Annotated in this window: 7 protein-coding genes; all 7 read left to right on the forward strand. The window is 46.4% G+C overall.

Going from position 1 to position 12,549, the window contains the following annotated elements:
- The first annotated feature begins 40 nt into the window (after positions 1-40).
- Positions 41-2,479 (forward strand): ATP-dependent helicase HrpB, encoded by a 2,439-nt coding sequence (hrpB, locus tag F0232_RS15070; protein WP_253821961.1) that lies wholly within the window; start codon positions 41-43, stop codon positions 2,477-2,479.
- Positions 2,476-4,875 (forward strand): penicillin-binding protein 1B, encoded by a 2,400-nt coding sequence (mrcB, locus tag F0232_RS15075; protein WP_061032484.1) that lies wholly within the window; start codon positions 2,476-2,478, stop codon positions 4,873-4,875. The genes hrpB and mrcB overlap by 4 nt, the downstream gene beginning before the upstream one ends.
- A 38-nt stretch (positions 4,876-4,913) precedes the next feature.
- Positions 4,914-7,253: a patatin-like phospholipase family protein gene (locus F0232_RS15080; protein ID WP_105057573.1), complete on the forward strand. Its 2,340-nt coding sequence runs from the start codon at positions 4,914-4,916 to the stop codon at positions 7,251-7,253.
- Positions 7,254-7,525: 272 nt separating this feature from the next.
- Positions 7,526-10,114, forward strand: coding sequence for a bifunctional aconitate hydratase 2/2-methylisocitrate dehydratase (acnB, locus tag F0232_RS15085; RefSeq protein WP_061032486.1), 2,589 nt, complete (start codon positions 7,526-7,528; stop codon positions 10,112-10,114).
- A 159-nt stretch (positions 10,115-10,273) separates the two neighbouring features.
- Positions 10,274-10,642: a YacL family protein gene (locus tag F0232_RS15090; protein ID WP_061032487.1), complete on the forward strand. Its 369-nt coding sequence runs from the start codon at positions 10,274-10,276 to the stop codon at positions 10,640-10,642.
- A gap of 224 nt (positions 10,643-10,866) precedes the next feature.
- Positions 10,867-11,205 carry a P-II family nitrogen regulator gene (glnK, locus tag F0232_RS15095; protein WP_004738200.1) on the forward strand — a complete coding sequence of 113 codons (339 nt, stop codon included), beginning with the start codon at positions 10,867-10,869 and terminating at the stop codon, positions 11,203-11,205.
- 27 nt (positions 11,206-11,232) lie between these two features.
- The gene (locus F0232_RS15100; RefSeq protein ID WP_004738202.1) at positions 11,233-12,462 is read left to right on the forward strand and encodes an ammonium transporter; all 1,230 of its coding nucleotides are present in this window, start codon (positions 11,233-11,235) and stop codon (positions 12,460-12,462) included.
- Positions 12,463-12,549 lie beyond the last annotated feature (87 nt).

Here is a 12,549-nt window from a genome sequence, read left to right on the forward strand (position 1 = left end):
CAAGGTTCTCCCATTGCCACAACTGCCCATAGAAGCTGTGATGCCAGATCTGCTCGCTGGCTTAGAAACACACACTCAACTTATTCTAAAGGCCGCTCCCGGTGCGGGTAAGTCAACATTCTTCCCTTTACAGTTAGTTAAGACCAAAGCCGTTCAAGGCAAAATCATCATGCTTGAACCAAGGCGGTTGGCTGCAAGAAATATTGCGGCTTACTTGGCGAGCCAATTGGGAGAGAAGGTGGGGGAGAGCATCGGTTTTAGAGTTCGTGGCGAATCTAAAACCAGTAGTGCAACTCGCTTAGAGATCGTTACCGAAGGGATCATGACCAGAATGATCCAAACTGACCCTGAACTGACTGGGGTCGATATGGTGATCTTCGATGAATTCCATGAGCGCAGTATTCATGCGGATACGGCACTGGCGTTTAGCTTGGAGATCCAAGAAGCGCTACGTGACGATCTTAAAGTGATAGTGATGTCGGCTACCTTAGATCAGCAAGCTCTGCAATCCTTGTTGCCAGAGGCTGAGTATGTTGAGTCGCAAGGTCGCACCTTTCCGGTTGAATTCCGTTACCAGCCTTTGGGTACTAACGATTACTTGGCGCCTAAAATGGCTAATGTGATTCGTTCTCTGATGGAGAAGGAGTCGGGGTCACTATTGGCGTTCTTACCTGGAGTGTCTGCAATAAAGCAGGTGGAAGCTCAGTTAGAGAACTTAGCCAGTGACATTGATGTATGCCCTCTATACGGGCAGCTTAACTTTTCTCAGCAACAGCAGGCGATTGCACCATCGGAGAAAGGACGCCGCAAAGTGGTATTGGCTACCAATATCGCTGAAACCTCTTTGACTATCGAAGGTATTCGATTAGTGGTGGACTCAGGGCTTGAAAGAGTCGCTAAGTTTGATTTGAAAACTGGTATCACTAAGCTCGAGCAAGTCAAAATCTCACAATCTTCCGCTGAGCAGCGCGCGGGTCGTGCTGGGCGAATTGAAGAAGGGCTGTGTGTTCGTTTGTACAGCGAAACGCAGTTAATGCAGCAACCTGCTGTACCTGAACCGGAAATTCTCCATTCAGACCTCTCCTCGCTGGTGGCAGAGTTGACCCAGTGGGGCGCTGCAAATGCGGATGAACTGCAATGGCTTGATATTCCGCCACGTGCCTCTATAGAGCAAGCTAGGCAATTGTTGCAAAGCCTTGAGCTATTAGACACCCATGGTCAGTTTACTTCGTTAGGTAAGCAAGCGCAGCGATTAGGTATTGAGCCGCGTATCGCCAGTATGCTGATCAAAGCGCAGCAGGGCAGCCAAGCCATGTTGAATGTTGCTATTGTTGCCGCTGCGTTGTTGGAAGAGCCAGAGCGCAATGTCTCGGATATTCAGCATTCGCTACATAGGCTAAAGCAGAGAAAGCACACGAAAAATAGCGTTGTGATGCAGCGAGCGAAAAACCTCGCTAGCAAACTGAATCATCACTTAGATTTGTCACAACTTGACGAATCATTGCTACCATTGGTGCTTTGTTTTGCATTCCCAGACCGAATTGCTCAAGCAAGAAGTGCCAATAGTAATGCTTTTCTGTTAGCGAACGGTCACGGTGCAGAGGTGCGTGATGATGATCCATTGGCAAACAATGATTATATCGTGGTGATTGATTTGATGCGTAGCACCGGGCGTGCTAGTCAGATCTTCTTAGCGACCCCCGTTGATATTACACAGTTAGAAGACGCGTTTCCTAAGCTTTTTGTTTGTTCCGATTATGCCGACTGGGATGAAAAACGTGGCAAATTAGTTGCCGAGCAGCGAGTTGCTTTGGGTAAGCTTGTTATCAGCACTAAGGCTTTACCTGAGCCGGACGCAAGTCAGATTAGCCAAGCGCTGTTGAATTACATCTCTCGATGTGGGCTGGACCGTTTACATTGGACGCCAGCGGCGAAGCAACTTGTTGAACGCGTGCGTTGCGCTCAGCTTTGGATGCCAGAACATGATTGGCCTGCGATGGATGACGCGAGCCTAGTAGAACATCTTGATACTTGGTTATCGCCGTATTTGAACGGCGTTAAATCTGCGAAAGGGCTGGCAAACGTTTCGATTGAGCAGGCACTGTCGGCGTATCTCGGTTGGCCTCTGAATCAAGAGATTGACCAGTGGCTGCCAACACATTATCTGATGCCTACAGGCAGTAAAAAAGCGATCCGATACCAGTATCAATCTGAACCCGTGATCTCGGTTCGAATGCAAGAGGTCTTTGGTGAACAAGACTCACCATTGATAGCCCAAGGGCGTAAAAAGGTTGTGCTTGAATTACTTTCTCCTGCACAGCGCCCATTACAAATTACTCAGGATTTAGCTGGCTTTTGGGCTGGCGCGTACAAAGAAGTGCAAAAAGAGATGAAAGGTCGTTACCCAAAACACCCTTGGCCTGATGACCCTGCTAACCATGTTGCAACCACTAAAACCAAACGACAGTTGAACCGATGATGACCAAAATGTTAACGCCAAAAAAGGCACCACCTAAAAAAGCGCCAGCAAAGAAGTCACCAGCGACCAAAGCGAAACCAAGAAAGCCGAGAGCGACGGCCAAGAAAGGCAAGTCAAAAGCGAAAAAGGCGGGTAACAGAGGTTGGTTAAAGATCTTGTGGGGCATCGCGTGGAAAGCGGGCCTAGCACTGGCTGCATTGCTATTGTTTGTTGGTATCTATCTTGACTCTGTGGTGAAGCAGCGCTTTGAAGGCCAGCTGTTTGATTTACCAACGGTTGTTTATGCGCGTGTGTTGGATTTATCTCCAGGTACTCAGGTCAGCCTTGTTCAGGTGAAGAATGAACTGGATGTGCTGAATTATCGTAAGGTGAGCTCCCCTCGTCATCCTGGTGAGTATTCATCTTCATCAACTAAAATTGAGATGATTCGTCGTCCGTTCGAGTTTGTCGATGGGCCGGAAGCCGATCGTCACGTGATGCTGCACTTCAATGGTAATGAGTTAACTCGTATTCAGTCGCTAGAGAAGAAAGGCGACATGGGGTATTTGCGTGTCGAACCTAAGATGTTGGGCATGCTTGAGAAAAGTAACGATGAACAACGTCTGTTCTTAAAACGTAACCAATTTCCAGAGGTGATGGTTGATGCCTTGTTGGCGACGGAAGATAGAAACTTCTATCAGCACGATGGTGTTTCACCTCTAGCGATTGCTCGTGCGATGGTGGTTAACGTCAAGGCTGGGCGCACTGTACAAGGTGGTAGTACGCTGACACAGCAGCTCGCGAAAAACCTGTTCCTATCTAGTGAACGTACGCTTTGGCGTAAAATTCGTGAAGCCTATATTGCACTTATCTTGGATCATCGTTACAGCAAAGACCGTATTTTGGAGGCTTACTTAAACGAGGTTTATCTTGGCCAAAATGGCGGTGAAGCCATTCACGGCTTTGGTTTGGCTTCGCGCTTGTACTTCGGCCAACCGATTCAAGAACTGCGTATCGACCAGTTAGCTTTGCTGGTGGGCATGGTGAAAGGACCATCGTATTACAACCCGGTTCGCTACCCTGAGCGCGCTAAAACTCGACGCGATCTGGTTCTGCGCTTGTTGATGCAACAAGATATTTTGACCCCAAGACAATATGAAGAAGCAGCAAGCCGTGATTTGGATATCCAGGACAATCCGCGCATTGCCAGCCGTCAGCCTGCTTATTTCCAACAGGTCAATATCGAGCTGAAAAAGTATGTTGGTGATAGGTTCCAAGCTAAGAAAGGGATACGTGTATTCACCTCTTTGGATCCGGTTTCGCAAGACAAGCTAGAGAAGTCGATTGCTCGCAAGGTGCCTGAGCTATCGAAAACGGCAGGTGATAAATTAGAGGCTGCAGCGATCGCGGTAGATAGAAACACTGGTGAAATCCGTGCGATGGTCGGTGGCAAGCGTACTGGCTATGACGGCTTTAACCGTGCCTTGAATGCAAGCCGTCCTATCGGTTCTTTGGTGAAACCAGCGGTTTATTTAACCGCACTTGAGCAGCCAGAAAAGTACACCTTGGCAACGACCTTGATGGATACGCCGCTCAGCTTGAAAGGCAGTAAGGGCAGCGTATGGAGCCCGAGAAACTTTGACCGTAAGTTCCGCGGAGAAGTGCCTTTATATGTGGCACTGTCTAAGTCTTATAACGTACCAACTGTGCGTCTAGGGATGCAGTTAGGCATTGATAAGGTCTCCGATACCATAGGTAAACTGGGTGTCGATAAAAATGAAATTCGCCCAGTACCATCGATGTTTTTGGGGGCGTTCTCTCTGACACCATTCCAAGTGTCTCAGATGTTCCAGACGATCACTAACTCCGGCCGTATCGCACCTTTGTCTGCGCTCCGCTCAGTGGTTGATAGTGACGGTGAGGTTTTATACCAATCAATCCCTCGAGTATCGCAGCGCGTTGATCAGCAAGCCGCTTGGCTAACCACTTACGCAATGAAACGTGGTGTATCGGAAGGGACGGGGCGATTCCTACAGAACCAGTTTGCATGGGCAGGGCTGGCCGGTAAAACAGGTACCAGTAATGACAGCCGCGATAGTTGGTTTGTGGGTGTTGATGGGCGCGAAGTAACAACCATCTGGCTTGGACGTGATGACAATAAACCGACAAAGCTTACTGGTTCTAGTGGTGCATTGCGTGTCTACGCTGATTACTTGAAGCAGAGAACGCCTGAACAGCTACTACTGCCATGGCCAACCGGAATCGCAACCGCGAGCTTCACTCGTACGTCTGACGGTGCGTTGGAGTTTGACTGTGATGGCGCAGTTAAATTGCCGGTTTGGGATGAAAATGGAAACATTAAAAAGAGCTGTGAAAGTCAACCAAAACAGTGGCTAAAGAAGCTTTTTCAATGGTAAAGTCATAACAGAAAACAATGACAAGGACAGTTTAAATAATGATTTCTCGTTGGTTAGTGAGCTGCTTAGGTATGGTCGGTACTGTGATCAGTTTTCAACTGTTCGCAGCGACTGCGGCACAGGTTGATTCATCCGAGCATGTGGAACTTGAACAAGCTCATAAGAGGCCAACGGTTGCTGTTGTTTTAGCGGGCGGCGGTGCAAAAGGTGCTGCCCATATTGGCGTACTTAAAGCGCTCGAAGAGATGCAAATCCCGGTTGATTATATTACCGGTACCAGCATGGGTTCATACGTTGGTGGTCTTTATGCGACAGGGATGAGCGCAGACGAGATTGAAAGCTTTATCTATACGGTGGATTGGAATCGCGGTTACCGAGACCGTGTAAACCGTAGCGATCGTCGTGTAAGAGATAAAGAGTATGAAGACCGCTACCAACTGAATACCGATCTTGGTTTAGGTTGGGGAGAAATCAAAGCCAGAAAAGGCGTGGTACAAGGCCAGAATATGCTGCGTATTCTGCGTGAAACCACAGGTAACTTGTCGCCACTCGACTCTTTCGATGATCTTGCCATTCCTTATCGCTCCGTCGCAACCGACATTATTGAACTTGAAGAAGTCGTGATTGACCACGGCCACCTTGTCGATGCCATGATGGCGAGTATGTCGGTACCTGGTGCTCTGCCTCCTTATGAAGTCGATGGTCGAATGCTGGTTGATGGTGGCGTAACCAACAATATGCCGGTTGATGTAGCAAGGGCGATGGGCGCAGATATCATTATTGCAGTCGATATCAGTACCAACTACAAAGGCAAAGAGGACTTCACGACCTTTTTAGCCGCAGCAGACCAACTTTCCAATTACCTTGTTCAACGTAGTACCCAGGAACAAGCCGAGACACTCAAAGACAACGATGTATTCCTCCAGCCTGATGTTGGGCAAATGGAAACGACCGAGTTCGATAAAATGCCATCAGCTTACGAAGCCGGTTACGAGGCAGCGAAGCAGCACTCTGTTGAGCTTTCTAAGTTGTCGCTCTCGAATGCTGATTACCAACACTATATCGAAGACAAACAAAAAGCTCGCAGGCAGCTGAAGCATGGTGATAAAACCGTGGTAGATAAAGTGGTCATTAATAACAATACCCACTACTCAGATAAGCTGCTCGAAAACCGTTTGAACCTTCATTCAGGCAAGGTTCTCAAAACCAGCGAAATCGAGGCAAAGGTGCAAGACCTTTATGCGTTGGATCGCTTTGAGTTGGTGACTTATGAGTTCGAAAACGTTGATGGTGAAGATCAACTTACGGTTAATGTGGATGAAAAGTCTTGGGGACCTAATTACCTCAACTTTCGATTCTTCCTCGAAGACGATTTTTCTACGACAAGTCAATATTCTATTGGTGTCTCGGCCAATTTTACCGATATCAACTCACATGGCGCTGAATTAAGAACAAATGTTGAGATGGGAACGGATAAGCGAATTGAGGCGGAGCTTTACTCGCCGTTTTTCTCAAGTCAGAAATTATTTACCTCTGCCTCGATTGTCTACAGTAAGCAAAATCGAAACTTACCTGTCGATATTGATGAAATTGAAGAGCCGACACTCGATGTAACTAACGATTATTTCCCAATGACATACAGTGAATACATCGGTGAATTAGCGTTAGGTTATCAGCCTACTCTGTGGCAAGAGCTAAAGTTTGGTGCTCGCTATACTAACGGTGACGTAGAAGTCGCTTCGTTACCTTCATTGGGAAGTGGCGGCTACTCACGTATTGGTGGTTTTATTAGTTATCGATTGGACACGTTAGATAACTTCAGTTTGCCAACCGAAGGTTATTTCGTTGATTTGGAATACCTTGTCTCTCATGATGATTTTCAAAACGATACGGAGATCAACGACACAGAGTTAACCTCAGAGAGTGATACCGTTTATGAATTCTCAGCCAATTTCATGGCAGCGCAAAGCTATGAAAGACATACTTTAGTCGGAAAAGTCGATTATGGCATTGTAGAGAGCAAAAACTCAGTCTTTCCTATTGACCCTAGAGAGCTCGGTGGCTTCTTAAACCTGTCTGGTATCCCGAGAAACAGCTTAATCGGTCAGAACTTGGCGTACACCAGTCTGATTTATCGTTATAAGTGGTTTGAAAATGATTTCGGTCTCTTTGAATCACCGTTCTACGTGGGCGCATCTATCGAGCATGGTGGCGTTTGGTCGAACAATGATTTGAAGCTTAATGAAGCGCCGATGTACACCGCAGGCTCGGTTTTTGCCGGTGTGGATTCCCCGATTGGACCAATCATATTAGCTTATGGACGCACGGAAGATAACTACGATTCGGTTTACTTGATTGTTGGTACGTCTTACAAATAATCATGCGCGGAGTCGTTATTTAACTGCGTAAATAGGCAAAAATAGTGGGACTTTCGTCTTAACTTGCTATGTTGGTCAAAATGATAAGATTTTAATTTAACGTTAAATTTGCTATTCTACCGCCCACAGTTTGGCCTCTATGACGCCGCTCATCAATACAAATTGAATGACAAAAATGGCAATGGAGAGCCAAGTTTCCAAGGATGTTCACTTCTTTATTTTACTAACAATTATGAAGGTGAGAAGTGAACCGCAATGAGAGGAAAAAAGTCGTGCTTGAAGCCTACCGTAAACACGTCGAAGAACGTGCTGCCGAAGGAGTTGTTCCTAAACCACTAGATGCTGAGCAGGTAGCTGGCCTAGTTGAACTTCTGAAGAATCCACCTCAAGGTGAAGAAGAAACCATTCTTGACCTACTAGAAAACCGCATTCCACCAGGCGTAGATGAAGCTGCCTATGTAAAAGCGGGCTTCCTAACGGCTATCACTAAAGGTGAAGTAGCATCTCCACTAGTAAGCAAAGCAAAAGCAGCAGAATTGCTTGGTACTATGCAAGGTGGTTACAACATCGAATCTCTAGTATCTCTACTTGATGATGCTGAGCTTGCTCCAATCGCTGTGAAAGCACTGTCTCACACTCTACTGATGTTTGATGCGTTCTACGACGTAGAAGAGAAAGCAAAAGCTGGTAATGAATCAGCGCAACAAGTTCTTCAATCTTGGGCTGATGCAGAATGGTTCACAGCGAAAGATAAAGTCGCTGAAAAGATCACTGTAAAAGTATTCAAAGTCACTGGTGAAACGAACACCGATGACCTATCTCCAGCACCTGATGCATGGTCTCGCCCAGATATTCCAGTACACGCAAAAGCGATGCTGAAGATGGAACGTGATGGCATCAACCCAGATCAACCAGGTACGGTTGGCCCAATCGCTCAAATCGAAGAACTGCAAAAAGACGGCATTCAGCTTGCTTACGTAGGTGATGTTGTTGGTACAGGTTCTTCTCGTAAGTCTGCGACGAACTCAGTACTTTGGTTCATGGGTGAAGATATCCCGTTCGTACCAAACAAGCGCACTGGCGGTGTTTGTCTTGGTGGTAAAATTGCTCCAATCTTCTACAACACGATGGAAGATTCAGGCGCACTTCCGATTGAATTAGACGTTCAAAACATGAACATGGGCGATGTTATCGATATTTTCCCATATGAAGGTGTTGTACGTAAAAACGGTGAAGAGATCTCTAGCTTCGAACTAAGCAAAGTATTGCTGGATGAAGTTCGTGCTGGTGGTCGTATCCCACTTATCATCGGTCGTGGTTTAACAGGTCGTGCTCGTGCTTCTCTTGGTCTAGAAGAAACAGACTTATTCGCTAAGCCTGTTGATCCATCTGCATCTGATAAAGGCTACACACTAGCTCAGAAGATGGTTGGTAAAGCATGTGGTGTTGAAGGCGTTCGCGCAGGTCAATACTGTGAGCCTAAGATGACGACAGTAGGTTCTCAAGATACTACTGGCCCTATGACGCGTGATGAGCTTAAAGACCTTGCTTGTCTTGGCTTCTCTGCTGACCTAGTGATGCAGTCTTTCTGTCATACATCGGCATACCCGAAACCAGTTGATGTTAACACGCACCATACGCTACCTGATTTCATCATGAACCGTGCCGGTGTTTCACTACGTCCTGGTGATGGTGTTATCCACTCATGGCTAAACCGTATGCTTCTTCCTGATACTGTAGGTACAGGTGGTGACTCGCATACTCGTTTCCCTCTAGGGATCTCATTCCCTGCGGGTTCTGGTCTAGTTGCATTCGCGGCAGCAACAGGTGTTATGCCTCTTGATATGCCTGAATCTATCTTGGTTCGCTTTAAAGGTGAAATGCAGCCAGGTATCACGCTACGTGACCTAGTACATGCAATCCCTCTATACGGCATCAAGCAAGGTCTACTAACCGTAGAGAAAGCAGGTAAGATCAACGAATTTTCTGGTCGAGTGCTAGAAATCGAAGGTGTTGAGCACCTATCTGTTGAGCAAGCGTTCGAACTTTCTGACGCTTCAGCTGAACGTTCAGCTGCAGGTTGTACAGTTAAGCTGTCTCAAGAGTCTATCGAAGAGTACCTGAACTCAAACATCGTTATGCTTAAGTGGATGATCGCTGAAGGCTACGGTGATGTTCGTACTATCGAGCGTCGTATTACGGCAATGGAAGAGTGGCTAGCGAACCCTGAGTTGCTGTCTGCCGATTCAGATGCTGAATACGCTCACGTTATCGAAATCGACCTTGCTGACATCGATCAGCCAATCCTATGTGCACCAAACGATCCAGATGATGCTCGTCTTCTTTCTGACGTTCAAGGCACAGAGATCCAAGAAGTGTTCATCGGTTCTTGTATGACCAACATTGGTCACTTCCGTGCTGCAGGTAAGATGCTTGAAGAGTTCAACGGCTCGCTAAGCACTCGTCTATGGGTGGCTCCGCCAACTAAGATGGATAAAGACCAGCTAACAGAAGAAGGCTACTACGGTATCTTCGGTCGTGCTGGGGTTCGTATCGAAACTCCGGGTTGTTCACTATGTATGGGTAACCAAGCGCGTGTTGCAGACAAGTCGACAGTAATGTCTACGTCTACTCGTAACTTCCCGAACCGTTTGGGTACAGGTGCTAACGTTTACCTAGCATCTGCTGAACTTTCTGCGGTTGGTGCGATTCTTGGTCGTATTCCAACGAAAGAAGAGTACCTAGAGTACGCGGATAAGATCAATGCAACGGCTGCAGACACATACCGTTACCTGAACTTCCATAAAATGGGTCAGTACACGGAGAAAGCGGACACGGTTATCTTCCAAGAACCAGCTTAATCGCTGACTGGCTAAATAATTGATTAAACGCCTTCTATTCGTAGAAGGCGTTTTTTTATGTCTGAATGTTGGGGGATGAGTAGCTCGACCTATTTATCACTTCGCTATATACTCTCGCCTCATTTTTAACCCTGTCTGCAGTTACTGCGTGGAGCCACTATGGAATTCGAATTTACAAGAAACACTCTGATGGGTGAGTACTACGTGAAATGCAGCATGGGACATGAAATCGTAGGCCGCTGGTTACAAGAAGAGATCGGTAAAGATAAGCAGAAATTAGATCATGTGATGGCGCTTATCGAGCAATCACGACAGGATCTGAGCAATGAAGTGACGCTGCTTGGCAAAGAGATTAGCCTAGCGATCAATGAAGATGAAGTAACGATTCAAGAAAACGTGTTAGGTCATGAGCAAGAAATGGAAGAGGGCAGTGAGTTCGACTTTTACAACTGTGAGAGCCAAGCAAGCTGTGGAATTGACGACTTCGAGTTGCTAATCGAGCGCTGGGTTGAGTTTCTAGGGTACTAGCCGTTGTTATAACAGTGCTTAGGACTCCGTTGCCCAAAACTGGAGCAATAATAGAGCCACGCATTAAGATAGTGAAAAGGTCGCACCAAATTGGTGCGACCTTTTTTGTTATTAGCGCTTAATCATCACCATCTTATTAAAAATCAACAAGTTAAATTCTTGGCACACAACTTGGATTGTAATAAGAGAATTAACGGAATTAGTGAAGAATTTAAGGAACGAATATGAAACTAATAAATGCCATTGTTAAGCCATTCAAATTAGATGACGTACGTGAAGCGCTGTCTGATGTGGGTATTGAAGGTATGACGGTCTCTGAAGTTAAGGGCTTTGGTCGTCAGAAAGGACACACTGAATTATACCGTGGTGCGGAATACCAAGTCGACTTCCTGCCAAAGGTGAAGCTAGAGATTGCTACTCAAGCTGAAAACGTTGACCGAGTTGTTGAAGCGATCAGCCAAGCGGCACACACAGGGAAAATCGGTGACGGTAAGATTTTTGTGTATGACCTAAGCCAAGCTGTACGAATCCGTACTGGTGAAATGGATGCAGAAGCACTTTAAAGAATTACAAGGACTGGAGACTTTAATATGGAACTTACAACAACAGTAACGGAACTACGTTACGCACTAGACACTTTTTTCTTCCTCATTTCAGGTGCGTTGGTAATGTGGATGGCAGCAGGCTTCGCAATGTTAGAAGCTGGCCTAGTTCGTTCAAAGAATACCACAGAGATTTTAACTAAGAATATCTGCTTGTACGCGATTGCATGTACTGCGTTCTTAGTCGTTGGTTACAACATTATGTATGTCGATAATGGCGAAGGCGGTTGGTTACCATCATTCGGTACTCTGATTGGTACTCAAGGTGAAGGCGCCGACCACTCTTTAGAATCAGACTTCTTCTTCCAGGTAGTATTCGTTGCAACCGCAATGTCTGTGGTATCTGGTGCAGTAGCTGAACGTATGAAGCTTTGGTCATTCCTAATCTTCTCTGTAGTACTAACAGCATTTATCTACCCAATGGAAGGCTACTGGACTTGGGGTGGTGGTTTCCTATCAGAAGCAGGCTTCAGTGATTTTGCAGGCTCAGGTATCGTACACATGGCGGGTGCAGCAGCAGCTTTAGCGGGTGTTTTACTGCTTGGTGCTCGTAAAGGTAAATACGGTAAAAACGGTGAAATCTACCCAATCCCTGGTTCAAACATGCCACTTGCTACATTAGGTACGTTCATCCTTTGGTTTGGTTGGTTCGGTTTCAATGGCGGCTCTCAACTGATGGTTTCAGATTTCGAGAACGCAACAGCAGTGGGTCAAATCTTCCTTAACACCAACGCAGCAGCAGCAGCAGGTGCAATCGCAGCACTACTAGTATGTAAGACAACTTGGGGTAAAGCGGACCTCACTATGATTCTCAACGGTGCGTTGGCTGGCCTAGTAGCAATCACTGCAGACCCTCTATCACCATCACCTCTGTTTGCAGTAGCAATTGGTTCGGTATCTGGCGCATTGGTTGTATTCAGCATCATCGCTCTAGATAAAGCTAAGATTGATGATCCAGTAGGTGCAATCTCAGTGCACGGTGTATGTGGTTTCTTCGGTCTAATGGCTGTGCCACTAAGCAATACAGACGCTACATTCGGTGCACAACTATTCGGTGCAGCAGTAATCTTTGCTTGGGTATTCGGTGCGAGCCTGGCGGTATGGGCTGTACTTAAAGCAACAATCGGTATCCGTGTAAGTGAAGACGAAGAGCTAGAAGGTATGGACATGCACGATTGTGGTGTTGGCGCTTACCCAGAGTTTGTATCAGTAAAATAATCAATAGTATTTGTTTAGCCTGAACGGGTTAGGCAGGACAAAGAAAACCCCATAGCCATTGGTTGTGGGGTTTTGTTATTAATGGTC

Source organism: Vibrio sp. T3Y01, from assembly GCF_013114525.1.
In the GTDB taxonomy this organism is placed as follows: domain Bacteria; phylum Pseudomonadota; class Gammaproteobacteria; order Enterobacterales; family Vibrionaceae; genus Vibrio; species Vibrio chagasii_B.